The organism is Bradyrhizobium sp. USDA 3240 (assembly GCF_054063295.1).
On sequence record NZ_JBSSGD010000002.1, the window covers coordinates 3,707,091 to 3,725,197 of the forward strand.

Annotated in this window: 15 protein-coding genes, 1 tRNA gene and 2 pseudogenes; 11 read left to right on the forward strand and 7 right to left on the reverse strand. The window is 64.7% G+C overall.

The features are described from left to right. Window positions 1-37 precede the first annotated feature (37 nt). From ACVIGA_RS18255 to ACVIGA_RS18265, 3 genes and pseudogenes are all read right to left on the reverse strand, one after another. Window positions 38-1,876: a DUF6538 domain-containing protein gene (locus ACVIGA_RS18255; protein WP_456667441.1), complete on the reverse strand. Its 1,839-nt coding sequence runs from the start codon at window positions 1,874-1,876 to the stop codon at window positions 38-40. A gap of 100 nt (window positions 1,877-1,976) precedes the next feature. Further along, window positions 1,977-2,053 (reverse strand) — tRNA-Arg (locus tag ACVIGA_RS18260). A gap of 153 nt (window positions 2,054-2,206) precedes the next feature. Further along, window positions 2,207-3,686, reverse strand: a pseudogene (locus tag ACVIGA_RS18265) (sensor histidine kinase). A gap of 363 nt (window positions 3,687-4,049) precedes the next feature. Between ACVIGA_RS18265 and rpmH the strand changes: the two are divergent. From rpmH to ACVIGA_RS18305, 8 genes are all read left to right on the forward strand, one after another. After that, window positions 4,050-4,184, forward strand: coding sequence for a 50S ribosomal protein L34 (rpmH, locus tag ACVIGA_RS18270; protein ID WP_008542748.1), 135 nt, complete (start codon window positions 4,050-4,052; stop codon window positions 4,182-4,184). A gap of 32 nt (window positions 4,185-4,216) precedes the next feature. Continuing rightward, window positions 4,217-4,627 (forward strand): ribonuclease P protein component, encoded by a 411-nt coding sequence (gene rnpA, locus ACVIGA_RS18275; RefSeq protein WP_456667442.1) that lies wholly within the window; start codon window positions 4,217-4,219, stop codon window positions 4,625-4,627. Window positions 4,628-4,630: 3 nt separating this feature from the next. Then, window positions 4,631-6,505, forward strand: coding sequence for a membrane protein insertase YidC (gene yidC / locus ACVIGA_RS18280; RefSeq protein ID WP_456667443.1), 1,875 nt, complete (start codon window positions 4,631-4,633; stop codon window positions 6,503-6,505). A gap of 132 nt (window positions 6,506-6,637) precedes the next feature. Further along, on the forward strand, window positions 6,638-7,291 hold the full coding sequence (gene yihA, locus ACVIGA_RS18285) for a ribosome biogenesis GTP-binding protein YihA/YsxC (RefSeq protein ID WP_456667444.1): 654 nt from the start codon (window positions 6,638-6,640) through the stop codon (window positions 7,289-7,291). Then, a complete protein-coding gene (locus ACVIGA_RS18290) occupies window positions 7,288-7,656 on the forward strand; it encodes a DUF423 domain-containing protein (RefSeq protein ID WP_456667445.1) in 369 nt (122 codons plus the stop codon). The genes yihA and ACVIGA_RS18290 overlap by 4 nt, the downstream gene beginning before the upstream one ends. Window positions 7,657-7,765: 109 nt before the next feature. Next, a complete protein-coding gene (argB, locus tag ACVIGA_RS18295) occupies window positions 7,766-8,659 on the forward strand; it encodes an acetylglutamate kinase (RefSeq protein ID WP_163158486.1) in 894 nt (297 codons plus the stop codon). A 71-nt stretch (window positions 8,660-8,730) separates the two neighbouring features. Continuing rightward, window positions 8,731-9,717, forward strand: a complete 987-nt coding sequence (locus ACVIGA_RS18300; protein WP_456670836.1) for a DUF1036 domain-containing protein — start codon at window positions 8,731-8,733, stop codon at window positions 9,715-9,717. 183 nt (window positions 9,718-9,900) lie between these two features. After that, window positions 9,901-10,590, forward strand: a complete 690-nt coding sequence (locus ACVIGA_RS18305) for a pyrimidine 5'-nucleotidase (RefSeq protein ID WP_456667446.1) — start codon at window positions 9,901-9,903, stop codon at window positions 10,588-10,590. A gap of 39 nt (window positions 10,591-10,629) precedes the next feature. On the opposite strand, the gene ACVIGA_RS18310 is transcribed toward ACVIGA_RS18305, so the two are convergent. Beyond that, the gene (locus ACVIGA_RS18310) at window positions 10,630-11,571 is read right to left on the reverse strand and encodes an IS110 family transposase (protein WP_456667447.1); all 942 of its coding nucleotides are present in this window, start codon (window positions 11,569-11,571) and stop codon (window positions 10,630-10,632) included. A 375-nt stretch (window positions 11,572-11,946) separates the two neighbouring features. Here ACVIGA_RS18310 and dapD point away from each other — a divergent pair, with 375 nt between their 5' ends. Beyond that, window positions 11,947-12,792 carry a 2,3,4,5-tetrahydropyridine-2,6-dicarboxylate N-succinyltransferase gene (gene dapD / locus ACVIGA_RS18315; protein ID WP_097674394.1) on the forward strand — a complete coding sequence of 282 codons (846 nt, stop codon included), beginning with the start codon at window positions 11,947-11,949 and terminating at the stop codon, window positions 12,790-12,792. Between the two features lie 145 nt (window positions 12,793-12,937). On the opposite strand, the gene ACVIGA_RS18320 is transcribed toward dapD, so the two are convergent. The 3 genes and pseudogenes from ACVIGA_RS18320 to ACVIGA_RS18330 all read right to left on the reverse strand — a co-directional run bounded on the left by ACVIGA_RS18320 (window position 12,938) and on the right by ACVIGA_RS18330 (window position 15,743). Further along, a complete protein-coding gene (locus ACVIGA_RS18320; RefSeq protein ID WP_456667350.1) occupies window positions 12,938-13,870 on the reverse strand; it encodes an IS110 family RNA-guided transposase in 933 nt (310 codons plus the stop codon). Between the two features lie 307 nt (window positions 13,871-14,177). After that, a pseudogene (locus ACVIGA_RS18325) lies at window positions 14,178-15,078 on the reverse strand (DUF6537 domain-containing protein). Beyond that, window positions 15,075-15,743 carry a Crp/Fnr family transcriptional regulator gene (locus tag ACVIGA_RS18330; protein WP_223966309.1) on the reverse strand — a complete coding sequence of 223 codons (669 nt, stop codon included), beginning with the start codon at window positions 15,741-15,743 and terminating at the stop codon, window positions 15,075-15,077. The pseudogene ACVIGA_RS18325 and the gene ACVIGA_RS18330 overlap by 4 nt, the downstream one beginning before the upstream one ends. Window positions 15,744-16,058: 315 nt before the next feature. Between ACVIGA_RS18330 and ACVIGA_RS18335 the strand changes: the two genes are divergently transcribed. Together ACVIGA_RS18335 and ACVIGA_RS18340 are read left to right on the forward strand one after the other, a co-directional pair. After that, entirely contained in the window at window positions 16,059-17,171 is a 1,113-nt protein-coding gene (locus tag ACVIGA_RS18335; RefSeq protein WP_456667448.1) for a cyclic nucleotide-gated ion channel, read from the forward strand. Window positions 17,172-17,182: 11 nt separating this feature from the next. After that, window positions 17,183-17,968 (forward strand): enoyl-CoA hydratase/isomerase family protein, encoded by a 786-nt coding sequence (locus ACVIGA_RS18340; protein ID WP_456670837.1) that lies wholly within the window; start codon window positions 17,183-17,185, stop codon window positions 17,966-17,968. Window positions 17,969-18,107 lie beyond the last annotated feature (139 nt).

Consider the following 18,107-nt stretch of genomic DNA (forward strand, 5'->3'; position numbering starts at 1 on the left):
AACATCCACGCAGCGCAAATGCTGTGCGGGATTCCCTCTAGCTGCTCTTGCGCGTGCCGTTCGGCGCGAATGGACGCACTCGGGATAGGTCTAACCCCGAGTAAGTGATTCTGTTGACGGCATCGGAAAGGGCCGCAGCACCGAAACGTGACAGCATCGCGTTCGCGCCATAGCCCCAACTCACCGAAGATGCCTGTGCATGACCGATGAGTGCCTCACGCATCTCGTGATCCGCTCGGCCCCGCCGTAGGGCATCCTTCACCGTGTGCCTGAAGCTGTGAAACACCTTGGCCTTGTCGGTGACGCCTGAGGCGCGCAGGTATCGCCCAAACCACTGGGACCAAGCAGGCACGCCAGCGCGCCCCCGCTCTGGACACGCTGAGGGGAAGAGCCATGCGTCATTGCCATTGGCGCGGCGTCTCGCATCGACGTAGCTTAGGAAGCCCAGCCGGATCACTTCGGGATGCACAGGTACAACCCGCTCTGAGGCATCGGTCTTGACCCGCTTGCCCCGTGCTCGCTCAGTCACGAAGTAAAGCAAGGGCACAGACGTCGCTGCATCCGTCTGCACGTTAGCGACGGTGAGGCCTCCTAACTCGGCCTGCCGCGCGCCTGTGAAGAGCGCCAGCACAGGCAACCAGAAACCTGCGGCCCCATGGGCCCCTAGCGGCTCCGCGTGCTCTGTGAACACGGGCGCGTTGAATAGAAGCTGCAACTCAGCAATCTCAAACGACGTGCGCTCTGAGCGCTCCTCGGGCAGTCTCAGCTTGCTGAAAGGGTCATTCCATTCCACGTCATCCGGCACGAGGCCGTTGTCACTGGCCCAGATGCACACAGACTGCACGCCCCCGAGTTGCTTGTTGATGGTGGCTGCGGTGATCCTAGGCTCCTCTGGGTGCTCACGGCCCCACGCGGCTTGTGCCGGGAGCGCGGCGCGCAGGAGGTCGCCCTTGCGGAGCTTAGGTACATCCTGGAGCGCTTTGCGATACTCGAGCGCGTGCTTCTTCTTGATCGACACCACGGGCATGTTGCCGTGAAGCTGCACGAACATATCCACGCTGCGGCCAAACTCATCCACGGTGCGCTTAGGCCGCGTGCGGTGGCGCTTCCAGCCTTCTAGGGCCTCTTGAAGTGTGCCGCCCTCCACCGTGCCGCTTGGCCCGGGCAGCATCGCTGCTGGCGTCTCCACGGTGATGCCTGCGTCGCGTTTCTCGATTGCCTCCAAGGCCCTCAGCTCCGCATGGAGGCACGCGGTGCCGAGCTTGATGTAGGCGGGGCTCTGTTCGTTGAGCTGGATGTTAAATGCGTCCAGCGCCTCGCTGACTTGATCCTGCACGGCCGCGATGTCGCCCATAGCGGCGGCTTGGCGCAGCACGCGCAAGGTGTCCGTCAGTTCATCGCGATTGGCTTCAAACACCCTGCTCGGCACACCACGCGGCGGCCACTGCTCATATGGGACCGCCCATGGCTCGAGAGGCGTCCCGTCGCGGCGAAGGTGTTCGGCCTCAAGGCGCTCCATCTCGTCGCGGCCACCGAACCGCACTCGCTCGTCCCAAGCCAGCGTCTTGGCATACACCCACTCGACCATGCGCTTGATTTCGGTGTCGTTCAGGCTGGTACGCTTTACCGTGGGCGCCGCGTTTGTCGCGATGAGCTGCTGCGCCTTGCTTATGATCCTGTCGAACTCAGCCAATACGGGCTTGGCGCGAATGTTGGCCTCGCGGAGGTCCTTGGTGCCAAGCGAGCGCTTAAGGTGCTTCTGAACAGCCCTGCCGTTTGCGAGCACGCGCGCGACGGCGGCCTGAAGCCCCTTAGGCTTCTCAGGTACTGTCTTTCGCGCACAGTAAGTGCCGTGCCGATCCTTAATGACGCCCATCAAAACACGCACGATTCGTACTACCGCTTGTGACCACCACGCGGCAGCTAAGTGCTTCTATCTGCGCTTCTTATTGATCTTCAAGCGATTTCTGGATGAGTGGCGCGCCCGGAACGATTCGAACGTCCGACCCTCAGATTCGTAGTCTGATGCTCTATCCAGCTGAGCTACGGGCGCATCTTCGCAGGTGGGCTTAAAGCCCGCACAGCTCCGGGAGCCCCGGAGCGTCGCGAAAGAGCGCTCTAGCTACAGGCTCCCGGTCCGGTTGGCAAGGTCTGCAAGCGCCAATTTCGGCCGCGGTTTTGGCTGCCCTGGGTTACCAGAATGACCTCAGGCCCTCGCCCGCTCGCTGCGAACCGACAGCAGTTCTACCGGGCGGTCCGGGATCGAGATCTGGAAGGTGGCGCCGATGGTGCCCTCGACCAGATGGATGTGGCCGCCATGGGCGCGGATCAGCTCGGCGGCGATCGCGAGGCCCAACCCGCTGCCGCCGGGGCGACCGGAGGTCTGGAACGCCTCGAACAGATGCTCGCGCGCCTTGGCCGGAACACCGGGGCCGGTGTCGGAGACCTCGAGGATCGCAACCGTGCCCTCGCGGCGGCCGGTGATGCGAATCTGCTGGGCACCGCCGTCGCTGTCCTGCCGGCTTTCCAGCGCCTGGGTCGCGTTGCGCACCAGGTTGAGCAGCACGCGGAACAGCTGGTCCGGATCGGCGTCGATGGTGAGGCCGCGCTCGATTGCACTGATCCAGGTGATCGAGACATCGGTCGCAAGCCCGGCTGATTCCCGCACCTCGGCCACCGCAGGCTCCACCATGATCACGCGGCGATCGGGCGCCGCCTCCTGCGCGCGGCCATAGGACAATGTCGACTGGCAGAAGGCGATGGCGCGCTCCAGCGAGCGCAGCAATTTCGGCGCGAAGCGCTGCACCCGCGGGTCCGGCACGCTGGCGAGCTGGTCCGACAGCAGTTGCGAGGACGCCAGCAAATTGCGCAGGTCGTGATTGATCTTGGAGACGGCGAGCCCGAGCGCGGCCAGCCGGCTCTTTTGATGCAGCATCGAGACCAGGTCGCGCTGCATGTCCGACAGCTCGCGCTCGGCAACGCCGATCTCGTCGCCGCGCTGGCTGGGCACGATGATTCGCGCCGAACTCTCCGGATTCTCGTGGAACCCGACCAGACTCGCGGTCAGCCGCCGCATCGGGCGGACGAACAGATAATGCAGCGCCAGATAGACCAGGCCGGCGGTCAGGCCGGCGATCAGAAGCGCGACGACCAGAACGTTGCGCGAGAAGCGGTACATCGCCTGCCGCAACGGCTTCTCGTCGATCACGACCTCGATGAATTGCGCCTGGCCCGGCGCGGGTCCGACCACGCGGATGGTCTGGTCACCGTGCTCGAGCATGATCTCGAAGGCATCGACGATCGCCGACCACACCGTCATGGCCCGCATGTCGACATCATGGTCGATCGAGGCCGGCAGGTCGGCGCTGGCGAGCAGGCGGCGCTGCTGCCCGAGCTTGATGGCGACGGCGCGGGGCGCCGATGCTGGTCAGGATCTGCCGGGCCAGCGAATCCGGCACCAGGCCGGAGGGGGCGGCATCGAGCACCAGCGCCGCGGTGTTGGCGGCGGCCAGGCGGTCATTGAGCCGGTTCATCCGGAAGTTGGCGATGGCCGGCACGTAGATCAGGAGCCCGGCGATCATCACCAGCGGAATCGTCAGCAGCAAAAGCTTGCCCGACAGCCCGAGCCGGTGGGACGGCTTGGGCCGCTGTTTCTGCGCGGTCGCCTGATCGTCAGTTAGAGCCACAAGATAAGGCCTTGTTGGGCTTAGGGGTCGGAAGATGCGGCCCGGCCCCCAAGCCGGTCAAATTACGGATCGCTAATGTCGGCGGTTCCCGAACGCCCCAAAGCGCTCCTCACCGTCAAAAACCCCGCGAAAACAGTTATATTCGCCCCAATTGCGACGTTTCAAAGAAGCCTCTTTGCGACGCCCTGTGACATTGACGAGAACAGGGCGCTCCCTTATAAGCCGCGCCAACTGTCCGCGATGGCCCGGTTCTTGACCGGGGGCGGCTCATTTGGGGCCGTAGACGGCTCGCTTGGGCCCGCCAGCATCATCGGACTCCATCTCAATACAACGGCAAATTGCCCGGTCAGCGGAGAATTACCCGTGAAGCGGACTTATCAACCCAGCAAACTGGTGCGCAAGCGCCGTCACGGCTTCCGCGCCCGTCTCGCCACGGCCGGCGGTCGCAAGGTCCTCGCTGCGCGTCGCGCGCGTGGCCGCAAGCGCCTGAGCGCCTGAGCCCGGACGTCTCCTCTCCGGAGATACCCATTATGGATCGGCTGAGGCAGCGGGCGGATTTCCTCGCCGTTGCCAATGGCGCACGGGCGAATACCACGGCTTTTGTGCTGCAGGGCCGCCGTCGCGACGATCAGGGCCCGATCCGCGTCGGCTATACCGTCACCAAGAAGAACGGCACCGCGACCGAGCGCAACCGCATCCGCCGCCGGCTTCGCGAAGTGATAAGACGGGTCGATGCCGTATTCATGCGGCCACACCATGATTATGTGCTAGTCGGCCGTCGTGACGCGCTGACCCGCGACTTTGCGACCATGATTGACGACCTGCGGTCGGCGCTGGGCCGCCTCGACCGGCCTGCGCCCAAGACTGGTACCAATAAGACGGGTACCAACAAGGCGGGTAACAAAAGCGCTCCCAATCCGAATGGAATGACGAGACCATAAGAGATGTCCGACAACCGCAACACGATCATCGCCGTCATTCTGTCGGGCCTCGTCCTGATCGCCTGGCAATACTTCTATAACGTGCCGCAGATGGAGAAGCAGCGCGAGGCGCAGAAGCAGGCCGAGCTGCTGAAGCCGACGCCGCAGGCGACCCCTGGCGCTGCTGCTCCCGGCGCCGCTCCCGGAAGCTCCGCGACGCCATCACCGACGGCGGCCGCGCCTGCTGCCGACGCCCCGGTGGCGAGCCGCGAGACGGTGCTCGCGGCCGGCCCGCGCATCAAGATCGAGAGCCCGCGCATCATCGGCAGCATCGCGCTGAAGGGCGCCCGGATCGACGATCTGGCGCTGGTCCAGTTCCGCGAGACGGTTGACCCCACATCGCCGGCCGTCGTGCTGCTGTCGCCGTCGGGCACCGCCGAGCCTTATTATGCCGAATTCCTGTGGCTGACCGCCAGCGGCTCGTCGGTGAAGACGCCGAACGCCGATACCGTCTGGCAGCAGGAAGGTTCGAACAGCCTGTCGCCGAGCACCCCGGTGACGCTGAAATACGACAACGGCCAGGGCCTGACCTTCCACCGCACCATCTCGATCGACGATCGCTACCTCTTCAGCATCAAGGACGAGGTCATCAATCAAGGCAGCGCGCCGGTGACGCTGTATCCGTTCGGCCTGATCTCGCGCGGCGGCAAGCCGCCAGTCTCCGGCTACGCGATCCTGCACGAAGGCCCGATCGGCTATCTCGGCGAACAGGGCCTGCAGGAATTCACCTACAAGAACCTCGACGAGGCCAAGACCCCGACCGGTGGAAACTCGCGCGGCATCGTGTTCTCGAAGATCACCGACGGCTGGCTCGGCATCACTGACAAATACTGGGCCACCGCGCTGCTGCCGGACACCAATGCGACGCTGGACACCGCCCGCTTCACCACCGGCGACAAGCGCTACCAGGCCGACTACATGCTGGGCGCGCAGACCATTCCGATCGGCGGCACCGGTTTTGCCAATGGGCGGCTGTTCGCCGGCGCGAAGGAGGCCGCCACGGTCGGCCTCAACTTCCCGCTGGTCGGCTTCGGCGGCTACAACAAGCAGCTCGGCCTCAACCATTTCGATCTCCTGATCGACTGGGGCCATTTCTACTTCATCACCAAGCCGATGTTCCTGGCGCTCGACTGGTTCTATCGCCTGGTCGGCAATTTCGGCATCGCGATCCTCCTGGTGACGGTGATCGTGAAGCTGCTGTTCTTCCCGCTCGCCAACAAGTCCTACGCCTCGATGGCGAAGATGAAGTCGGTGCAGCCGCAGCTGGCCGCGCTGAAGGAGCGCTATCCTGACGACCGCGTGAAGCAGCAGCAGGAGATGATGGAGATCTACAAGAAGGAGAAGATCAACCCGATCGCCGGTTGTCTTCCCGTCGCCTTGCAGATCCCGGTGTTCTTCTCGCTCTACAAGGTGCTGTTCATCACCATCGAAATGCGGCACGCGCCGTTCTTCGGCTGGATCAAGGACCTCTCCGCGCCCGATCCGACCAATCTGTTCACGCTGTTCGGGCTGATCCCGTTCGATCCGATCGCGCTGCTCGGACCGCATTTCGGCGCCTACCTGGTGATGGGCATCTGGCCGATCATCATGGGCATCACGATGTGGGTGCAGATGAAGCTCAACCCGGCGCCGCCGGATCCGACCCAGAAGATGATCTTCGACTGGATGCCGCTGATCTTCACTTTCATGCTGGCCGGCTTCCCGGCGGGCCTCGTGATCTACTGGGCCTGGAACAACACGCTCTCGGTGCTGCAGCAGAGCTTCATCATGCGCAAGAACGGCGTGAAGGTGGAGTTATTCGACAATCTGAAGTCGGCCTTCGCCAAGAAGCCGACTTAACTCCACTGCGTATCCCGTCATTGCGAGGAGCAAAGCGACGAAGCAATCCATCCTTCCCGTGCTGAAGAATGGATTGCTTCGCTCCGCTCGCAATGACGGCGAAGCCGCTTGCGCCTTGATGGGATCCTTCGCATGACCGTCGAACCTGATGCGGAGCTGATCGAGCAGGGGCGAAAGCTGTTCGCCGGCGACTGGCGCTTCATCTGGGCCTCGCCCTCGATCGAGACGCTGCCGCCGATGGCCGGCCTCGAGGTCGCCTTTGCCGGCCGCTCCAATGTCGGCAAGTCGAGCCTGATCAACGCGCTGACCGGCCGCACTGCGCTGGCTCGCACCTCGCATACGCCGGGCCGCACCCAGGAACTGATCTTCTTCGAGGGCCCGCAAAACGCGGACTTTCGTCTCGTCGACATGCCCGGTTACGGCTACGCCTCGGCGCCGAAGACCAAGGTGGCGTCGTGGACCGCGCTGATCCACAAATTCCTGCTCGGGCGCGCGACGCTGGCGCGGGTCTATGTGTTGATCGACGCCCGCCACGGCATCAAGGACGTCGATCTCGACGTGCTGAAGACGCTGGATAAGTCCGCGGTCAGCTACGAGGTCGTGCTGACCAAGGCCGACCAGGTCAAGGCCGGCGAACTCAAGACCGTCACCGCCGATACGATCGCGATGCTCGCAAAACATCCCGCCGCGTTCCCCGAAGTGCTGGTGACATCGTCGCGCACCGGCGACGGCATGCCGGAGCTGCGTGCCGCCATGGTACGCCTGATCGAGGAGCGGCGCCGATGAACGGCGCATCCCGCCTCCTGATCGGCCTTGCAGCCATCATGGGCGCCTGCGGCGTGATATTGGCGGCGGCCGCAGCCCATCTGCCGGACGCCACGCGGCTGGCGGCGGCGTCCTCGATGCTGCTGTTCCATGCCACCGCCGCCATCGCGACCATTGCGGTCGCAGACCGCGCGATCATCCATGCCAAGCTCGGTGTGGCGGCGGCGGCAGGCTTCGTCATCGCCGCGTCATTGTTCGCGGGCGATCTCACGCTGCGCCAATATGGCGGCCATGGCCTGTTTCCGATGGCGGCTCCATCAGGCGGAACGCTGCTGATCCTGAGCTGGCTGGTGCTGGCGGTTTCGGCGATGTGGCCGAGGCGGTGATCACTGCCTTCCTTCTCCCCTTGTGGGAGAGGTTCGAAGACAGCTTTGCGCCCTGCCCGGCAATCAGATAGAAACGCGCCCGTCCCTCCGCTGACGTGAGACCAGCCCCATGACCGACCAGCACATCAGCCCGCTCGATCAGGCCCGCATCCTGTCCGAGGCGCTGCCGCACATGCAGGAATATGACGAGGAAACCATCGTCATTAAGTATGGCGGCCATGCCATGGGCGCCGAGGACACCGCCAAGGCGTTCGCGCGCGACATCGTGCTGCTCGAACAGACCGCGATCAATCCGGTGGTCGTGCATGGCGGTGGGCCGCAGATCGCGACCATGCTGAAGCGCCTCGGCATCCAGTCGGAATTCGCCGCGGGCCTGCGCATCACCGATGCCGCGACCATCGAGATCGTCGAGATGGTGCTGGCGGGCTCGGTCAACAAGCAGATCGTCGGCTACATCAACGAGGCCGGCGGCAAGGCCGTTGGCCTCTCCGGCAAGGACGGCAACATGGTGAAGGCGTCGAAGACGACGCGCACCATGGTCGATCCCGATTCCAACATCGAGAAGGCAGTCGATCTCGGCTTCGTTGGCGACCCCGAGAAGGTCGACCTCACGCTGCTCAATCAGCTGATCGGCTATGAGCTGATCCCGGTGCTGGCGCCGCTGGCGACCTCGCAGGACGGCCAGACGCTGAACGTCAACGCCGACACCTTTGCCGGCGCGATCGCGGGCGCGCTGAAAGCCAAGCGCCTGCTGCTGCTGACCGACGTGCCCGGCGTGCTCGACAAGTCCAAGAAGCTGATTCCGGACCTGTCGATCAAGGAAGCCCGCAAGCTGATCGCCGACGGCACGATCTCCGGCGGCATGATCCCGAAGGTCGAGACCTGCATCTACGCGCTCGAACAGGGCGTGCAGGGCGTCGTGATCATCGACGGCAAGACGCAGCACGCCGTGCTGCTCGAGCTCTTCACCAACCAGGGCACCGGCACGCTGATCCATAAGTAATGGCAGACGAGGTCGTCATCGCGGGACGCACGGCGAGGAACCCTCGCCGGTCGCCGCCGGCGCGGCTCGCGATGTCGCTGCCGGCCGCGCTGGTGTCGTTCCTGTTCTCGGCGGCGCCGGCGCATGCCGACCTCAAGCTCTGCAACCGCATGAGCTATGTGATCGAAGCCGCGATCGGCATCGACGACAAGGCCGCGACGGCGACACGCGGCTGGTTCCGCATCGATCCGGCGACCTGCCGCGTCGTGGTGCAGGGCGCGCTCACCGCTGACCGCGTGCTGCTCAATGCGCGCGCGCTCGGCGTCTACGGCGCCTCACCGATCCCGCAGAACGGCACCGACACGCTGTGCGTCGCGCAGGACAATTTCGTGATCGCCGCCGCGCGCCAATGCCGCTCCGGCCAGACACCGGCGCAATTCACCCAGATCACGCCGACGCAGAGCGATGACGGCAATCTCGTCGCCTATCTCGCCGAAGACGGCGAATATGACGACGAGCAGGCGCGGCTCGCCGGCATCCAGCGTCTCCTGGTGATCGCAGGCTACGACGCGGCGCCGATCGACGGCGTCGACGGGCCGAAGACCCAGAGCGCGCTCTCCGCATTCCTCAAGAGCCGCGGGCTTGCCAGCGACATCGTGCAGTCGCCGAACTTCTTCACCACCATGGTCGATGCCGTTCAGAAGCCGTCGCCCTCGGGACTGACCTGGTGCAACGACACGCCGCACAAGGTGATGGCCGCGGTTGCGACCGACGACGGCAAGATGGTGACCAGCCGCGGCTGGTATCGGATCGACCCCGGCAAATGCCTGCATCCCGACGTGTCGGGCACGCCGAAGCAGATCTATTCCTTCGCCGAAGCCGTCGACGGCGACAACCGCGCCATCCGCATCAAGGACAAGCCGCTGAACTGGGGCGGCGGGGTGCAGCTCTGCACCCGCGAAAGCAAGTTCGAGGTCAACGAGCAGGGCGACTGCGCCACCCGCGGCCTCACCGCGCTCGGCTTCACCACCGTCGACATGACCAGCGGCGGCAAGACGCTGCGCTTTGCGATGCCGTGATGAAGACAATGGCGCCACATGGATCACCGTCGTCCTGGCGAAAGCCAGGACCCATTACCACAGGCAATCATTTGGCGAAGACGGGTAGTGACCGGCCGTTGCGCGGTATTGGCACCGCGCTTCATTTGATGGATCACGCGGTATGGGTCCTGGCCTTCGCCAGGACGACGACGGAAAGATAACATGAAAACTCCCCGCAGCTTCGGCCATGTCGAGACCTGGGTGTTCGACCTCGACAACACGCTGTACCCGCATCACGTCAATCTGTGGCAACAGGTCGATGCGCGGATCGGCGAGTTCGTCGGCAATTGGCTGAAGATCTCGCCCGAGGAAGCGCGGCGGCTGCAGAAGGACTACTACCTGCGCTACGGCACCACGATGCGCGGCATGATGACCGAGCACGGCGTGCAGGCGGACGACTATCTCGCCTATGTGCACAAGATCGACCACTCGCCGTTGCAGCCGAATCCGGCGATGGGCGCTGCGATCGCCAAACTGCCGGGGCGCAAGCTGATCCTGACCAACGGCTCGGTCGATCATGTCGATGCGGTGCTGGGCCGGCTCGGCATCTCCGACCATTTCGACGGCGTGTTCGACATCATCGCCGCAGATCTCGAGCCGAAACCGGCGCCGCAGACCTACCAGAAGTTCCTCACGCTTCACGACGTCGATCCGGCAAAGGCTGCGATGTTCGAGGACCTCGCGCGCAATCTGGTGGTGCCGCATGAGCTCGGCATGACCACCGTGCTGGTCGTGCCCGACGGCAGCCAGGAAGTGGTGCGCGAAACCTGGGAGCTCGAAGGCCGCGACGCCGCTCATGTCGACCATGTCACCGACGATCTCACCGGATTCCTGCAGCGGCTGAAGCCGTAGCCTCTCAACGGATGTCGTCCCGGCGAAGGCCGGCAACTGTTATGTTGGTTTGGTTTGCAGGTACGGCTTTCGGTCTCGCATGATGGCATTGAGGACCGTCAGCAGCTTCCTGGCGACGGCGATGAGGGCGAGTTTGGCTGGTTTTCCGGCCTGTCGCAGTCGTGCATAGAAGGCCTTGAACGGATCAGCTCTGCGGACTGCGTTGAGGGCCGCCATATAAAGGGCGTCACGAACGCGCTTTCGGCCGCCCGCAATCTTGCGCTTGCCGCGGAAGGCGCCGCTGTCGACGTTGAAGGGGGCAAGGCCAGCGAGCGCTGCGAGTTGTTTCGGTCCGATCCGCCCGAGTTCCGGCATCTGCGCGATGAGCTGCATGCAGGCCACGGGACCCACGCCGGGCAGCGAACGCATTAACTTCGCATCGTCCGCGATCTCCGCTTCGGCTTTAATCAATGCGCTGATGTCGGCCTCGATCTCGGCGATCTCGCTGTCGAGGACCTCGATGAGGCGGCCAATGCGTTCGGCCATGGCGCGATCGTCGGCCTCGCTGCGCCGGTTCTTCTCCTGGGCGCGCATCAGGACCAGCTGATCCCGCCGTTTTGCAAGCCTCGCCAAGGCGTTGCGTGCAGGATCGGCGACCTGCTCGGGGGCGGGCTGCATGGCCCGCGCAAAGGCTGCCAGCATCCGCGCATCGATCGGATCGGTCTTGGCGAGCAGGCCGCTAGCCCGTGCAAAGTCGCGGGCACGGGCCGGGTTGATCCGTGCGAACCGGATCCCTGCCTGACGTAGCGCCTCGCGAAGCGCGAGGTCATAGATACCCGTCGCCTCGAAGACGACCAGCGCATCGCATTGCCAACGCGCCACCTGCTGTGTGATGGCCTGTGTCGCGTTGGCAATGCGCCTCGGCACGCCGTCAGCCTCATCAAAGATATCGAGGTGTTTTTTGGAGATGTCGATTCCGACGTAACGAAGAGCTATGATCACGGTGCCTGTCCCTGTGATGCGAGGTCTGTTGGCGCAGCCTCGTGCAACTGTTCAGGTTTGTAGATGGAACGGGCGGGAGACCGAGCCGGCTCACGGCGTCAAGCGCCAAGGACCCAACGGCTTCCCGCCCACCCTCATCCTGACAGACTTCCAAGACACAGGGACCCATTACCCCGAATATTAGCGATGCGGCACGCTGGGGCCACAGCATGCAACCCAATCGAGATTTGTGGTTATGGGTCCCGGCCTTCGCCGGGACGACGGAGGAGAGAGGTCGCTCTGCGGCGGCAGTTTGCCTTGACTCCGCAGCCCCAAATCCCGAAAAAGCCCTGCAAAATTCCCGTCATATCCCCGATACGCCCAAGGATTGTCCCGATGTCGCTGTCCGCCCTCGAAACCACCGTCAACACCGCGTTCGACGCCCGCGATGGCATTTCGACGTCGACCAAGGGTGAGGTCCGTGAGGCCGTCGACCACGCTCTGGAGCTGCTCGACAAGGGCGAGGCCCGCGTCGCCGAACGCGAGGCCAATGGGAAGTGGAAGGTCAATCAGTGGCTGAAGAAGGCCGTGCTGCTCTCGTTCCGCCTCAACGACATGAGCGCCATTCCCGGCGGTCCGGGCAAGGCGTCGTGGTGGGACAAGGTGCCTTCGAAGTTCGAGGGCTGGGGCGAGAACCGCTTCCGCGACGCCGGCTTCCGCGCCGTGCCGGGCGCGATCGTGCGCCGCTCGGCCTTCATCGCGCGCAACGTCGTGCTGATGCCGTCCTTCGTCAATCTCGGCGCCTATGTCGATGAAGCCACCATGATCGACACCTGGTCGACGGTCGGCTCCTGCGCCCAGATCGGCAAGCGCGTGCACATCTCCGGCGGCGTCGGCATCGGCGGCGTGCTCGAGCCACTGCAGGCCGAGCCCGTGATCGTCGAGGACGACTGCTTCATCGGCGCGCGCTCAGAGGTCGCTGAAGGCGTGATCGTGCGCAAGGGCGCGGTGCTGTCGATGGGCGTGTTCCTCGGCGCCTCGACCAAGATCGTCGATCGCGAGACCGGCGAGATCTTCGTCGGCGAGGTCCCGGAATACGCCGTCGTCGTTCCCGGCACGCTGCCGGCCAAGCCGCTGAAGAACGGCCAGCCGGGTCCGGCCACCGCCTGCGCCGTGATCGTCAAGCGCGTCGACGAGCGCACCCGCGCCAAGACCAGCATCAACGAACTGCTGCGGGACTGATCGGTCTTCCGCCGCGAGACCAGTCCATCACCGTCACCCTGAGGTGGCCGCTCCTTCAGCGGCCCTCGAAGGGTCGACGGCCCGGCTGGTGGCCGTCGATCCTTCGAGACGCCGCTACGCGGCTCCTCAGCGACTGTGTTCTTCGTCAAGCGGGTTGCCATGGTTTTTTGTCCCTGAGCATGGCGTTGAGGGTGGTGAGAACTTTGCGCGCAACGGCGCTGAGGGCGACCATCTTGGGCTTTCCAGCGGTCACCAGGCGCCGATAGAAGACCTTGAGCTGCGGATGGTATCGGCTGGCCGACAGAGCGGCCATGTAGAGCCCGGCGCGCAGCTTGGCTCTTCCGCCGCCGATCATGCTCTTGCCCTTCCAGCGGCCCGACTGGCGGGTGAACGGGGCAAGACCGGCGAGGCTCGCGATCTGGCGCCGATTGAGTGCGCCGAGCTCCGGCACCTCGGCAAGGAAGGTCCGCGCGAGGGTGTTGCTCACGCCAGGAAAGCTGACCAGCAGTTCCTCCTTGGCGCGCCAGACTGGCGAGCCGCGCACCAGCGTGTCGATGTCGTTGTCGATCTCCGGCAGCTCCTTCTCGAGGACCTTGATATGGCGGGCAAGGCTCTTGCGGACGCGGACATTCTCGGCCCGCTTCTCGCGCTGACGCTCGGCAACGATCATCTCGATGATCTGCCGTCGGCGACTGACCAGTTCAGCCAGCAGCCGGGCTTCCTGATCCGGCATGGCACGTGGCTCCGGCTTTACGGCCTCGACAAACCGCGCGATGACTGCCGCATCGATCGGGTCCGTCTTGGCACGCTGACCAACCGCCTGCGCGAAGTGCCGGATCTGGGCCGGATTGACCACCACCAGCGGCAGCTGAGCGCCCGCCAGCGCAGCAGCGACGATGGTCTCGAAGCCGCCGGTTGCCTCCACCGCAATCAGCGCTGGCGAGATCACCTGCAAGCGCGCAACGAGCTCTTCCAAGCCTTTGCCGTCACGCGCCACGGCAAAGGCTTCCCCGCTCGGACGCACATGTACGTCCAGCCGGTCCTTCGACACATCAATGCCAACGTAGATCGCGTCCATCTGCACCCCTCCTTGCGCAACCGGGCTCGCCAGGCGGCCCTCGCGACTGTTCGGGTTCAATGGAACAACGGACGGGGCGCCGCGCTGAGGATCGGGCTTCAAAGCCCTGGGATGAAGCGGTCTCCCGTCCGTTACCGCACCGGGCACTCTATCCGATCCGGCGATTCGAGACTTACAAGGATGACGGGACTAATTCCGCGTCATTGCGAGGAGCGAAGCGACGAAGCAATCCACCGTTCCGCATATGCTGAGACATGGATTGCTTCGCTGCGCTCGCAATGACGTGGATAGGCCGGACGTCCATACTCTACGCCGCCGGCACCCGGGCGCGGATCTCGGCGATCTTGCGCTTCAGCGCGGCCTGCCGCGGATCGGGCATGATGGCGGCGCGGGCTTCGGTGATCGCGGCGGCAAGATCGGGAAGCGCGAGCACGCCGTCGAAGGTCGGCTTGACCAGCCCGTCGATGATCACGTGCCAGTCCGCAATACCCTGGCGATAGGGATCGCCGTAGCCCTGGATCATGGTCGCGGTCTCTGCGACCGCCCTGGGCCGCGGCCGGCTGCTTGGTGAGGCTGCGGTCGATCATATGCAGCCAGCGCTCGACCCAGATCCGCTCCTTGGCGTAACGCCCCGAGAACAGCCGCCAGCGCTTCAGGCCGGCCTCGATCTTGAGCCGGCGAACGCTGAAGCGGGTGTTGGCGCTGAAACGGATCGAGACCCGGCGGCGGCGCCAGCCGAGCCGGTCGAGCACGGCAAGCACCGGATCGGCGACCATCTCCGGCAGGGCGTCGATCAACTCGTCGAGGCGGAGTTTCTTGACGTCATCGGCCGAGCGCGCCGCAAGGCCGCCCGCCGCGTTGACTTCGCCGAGCTTGAGCTGCGCGATGCGGATCGCGTCCTCATAGGCCATGCGCTCGGCCATCAGCCGCGCGATCTCGGCAAGCAGGGCGTCGTCAACGCCGCGGCGGCCGACGAAACGCTTGAGCCGGTCGATATAGAGCTGGGCGTAGCTCGTGCTCTGATAGGCGATCAACAGATCGATGGCCTGGGTGACCGCGGGCCCGAGGTGATCCGGGCAGGCGTCGGGCAGCACCGGCGGCCCCTCGTCCTCATCGCCGATGATGTCGGCAAACAGGTAACGAAGCGAAGCCAGCACACTGTCGTCATCCGGCACTGCGGCGCCTCCAGGACTCGTCGCGGGGCTCATGCAGGTTTCGGCTCCGCGACCTGTGGGGTGGCGTGCTGCGCGAGCCGCTGCTCGAGCGTCGAGATATTCTCGAACAGGCGGGCGCTGAACAGACGCAAGAGGTAGAAGCCGAACGCCGGGTTCTGAACGTAGAGCTGCTCGACTTGGTCATAGGTCACCGACAGCACCATGCCGGTTTCGACGCACTCCAGCGTCTGGGTGCGCGTGTTCGACGGCGACAGCATACCGAACTCGCCGACCAGGGCGCCGACCGGCAGCTCGATGCCGGACTCGACCAGGCGAAAGCGGCCGCTGACAATGTAGAACATGCTGTCGGCCTTCTCGTCCTTGTAGAACAGGACTTCGCCCGCGGTGCATTTGCGCTCCGTCGTGAACGGCCTGAGCCAGTCCATCGACAGATCGCTGTTGACCGATTTCTTCACGCTGCGGACCAGCTGCAGCATCTGGTGCAGCCGATAGGTGTTCACCGGCAGCAGCACGGCATGCAGGATCAGCGTCGCGTAATTATGGGTCGGGACGGCGGTCGCGATCAGGATGATGTTGGTCAGGATGGCGAAGACGCGCAACGGGATCATGGTCCGCATCGACAGCGTGGCGACCACGAAGATCGATGCGAAGAAACTGCCGGCGGCGCCGGCGTGCTCCGCGAGATGTGAGGTATCCATCGGAAACCAACCAATTTCTCAAGAAGTGAACAAGATCGCCTTATTAGTCGCTTCATTCCGGCTGAGGTCGCATAGGCGACCAGCATCCCTGATATACGGTGAAAAAGCGACGATTTGTCTGATTTCTCACATTCGCGCGCGCAAAAACGGGCCAACATGGTTAGGCCATTCGTCCAATGTTTGGCCTCTCGCCGCGACCATCCCGCCATCGCCTGCGCGTTGACGGCCTCAACCGGGAGAGGCACGTTGTGAACAGGCTCGGCCATTCGCAGGGCCTCGATTCCAGCAGTTCAGCGACAGGCAAGCTCCGTTCCGATGTCCAAGCCGCTCGTCCTTCCGGCCTTGACGCGCTTCATTTCCGCCACCGCCGGCCGCAACATGACCACGGCAGCCTATGTTGCGGTCACGGTCGGTGTCGCCATGATGACGCTGCTGACGGTCGCGCCGGCCTATGACGCGGTCCCGCACTGGGTCGATGCGCTGCTGTGGGCCTGCCTTGCCTATTTCGTGTTCGAATGGCTGGTGCGTCTGCGGCACATGCGGCGGCAGGACAAATTCTGGTTCTATGCGCTATCCAGCGCAGGTGTCGTCGATGCGGTCGGCGCGCTGGCGGTGCCGCTGGCGCTGCTTGCCGGCATCGAGCCGAAAACCGCATGGCTGCTCGGCGTGCTCTGGGTACTCAAGGTGGTGCCGGGCATTCCCGGCCTGCGCCAGCTCCGGCGCGTGCTGGTGGTGGAATCCGGCCCGCTGCTCAGCGTGCTGGTGATCTTCCTGATGGTGGTGTTCCTGGCCTCGGTCGCCGAATACTTCCTGGAGCGGGATGTCCAGCCGCAGACCTTCGGCAGTGTGCCGGCGGCGTTGTGGTGGGCGGTGGTGACGCTGACCACCACAGGCTATGGCGACGTGGTGCCGATCACCCCACTCGGCCGCATCGTCGCCGCCATGGTGATGATCTCGGGCCTCGGCGTGTTCGGGCTGTGGACTGGTATTCTGGCGACCGGCTTTGCCGCGGAAACCCGCCGGGATAATTTTCTGAGAACCTGGGAGACCGTCAGCAAGGTGCCGTTCTTCGCGCATCTCGGCCCGGCCGCGATCGCCGACGTCACCCAGGTGCTGCGCACCATGGATCTACCGCCGCGCACCATGATCATCCGCAAGGACACTAACGGCGACTGCATGTACTTCGTCGCCGCCGGCGAGGTGGAGGTCGACCTGCCGGGGCGCAAGGTGAAGCTCGGCGAAGGCGCGTTCTTCGGCGAGATGGCGCTGCTCGGCAACGCCAAGCGGGGCGCCAGCGTCTCGACCAGCAAGGTGACCCGGCTGTTGGTGCTTGACCTCGTCGATTTCCGCCTGTTGATGGCAAGGCATCCCGATCTCGCCGAGACCATCGACGCCGAGGCGAAGCGGCGCGAACTCGAGAATCAATGATGGAGACCGATATGGCCGAGTTGGCCGACACCGCCAGCGGACCCGTGCTCGAAATCGCCGGCGCACGCGCCACGATCCGCCTCAACCGGCCGAAGCACCTCAACCGCCTGCAGACCGAGGACCTCGGCGAGCTCGTCAGGCTGTTCGACCGGATCGAGGCCGATCCGGCGATCCGCGTGCTGGTGCTGACCGGAACCGGCCGCGCGTTCTCGGCCGGCTACGACCTCAACTCGGTGGCCGAGCGCGCGGTGAGCGCCAATGAGCAGCAGAGCGCGGGCTCGGCGTTCGAGGTCGTGGTCAACCGGCTCGAGGATCTCTGCGTGCCGACGATCTGCCGGCTCAATGGCGGCGTCTATGGCGGCTCGACCGACCTTGCGCTGGCCTGCGACTTCCGCATCGGCGTCGACACCGCCGAGATGTTCATGCCGGCGGCGCGGCTCGGGCTGCACTATTACAAGAGCGGCATCCAGCGCTACGTCGCACGGCTCGGCGTCGACAACGCCAAGATGCTGTTCCTGACTGCGCAGAAGATCACGGCGCCGGAGATGCTGCGGATCGGCTACCTCACCGCGATGGTGTCGCTCGACCTGCTCGACGAGGAGGTCGACAAGCTTGCCACGATCCTCGCCGGCAATGCACCCAAGGCGATGGCCGGTATGAAGCGCGCAATCAACGAATTCGCCCGCGGCGCGCTGGATGAGCCCGCCGCCGACCAGCGCCACCGCGACAGCATGCGCGGCGACGAGATCAAGGAAGGCATCAAGGCCTTCGCCGAGAAGCGGGCACCGAGGTTTTAGTTCGTCGCGCCCACTCTCAAGACCGTCACCCTGAGGAGCCGCGAAGCGGCGTCTCGAAGGGTCGACGGCCCGGCTGGTGGCCGTGCATCCTTCGAGGCTCGCTCAGCTCGCACCTCCAGCGACAAAGGCGAAGCCTTTG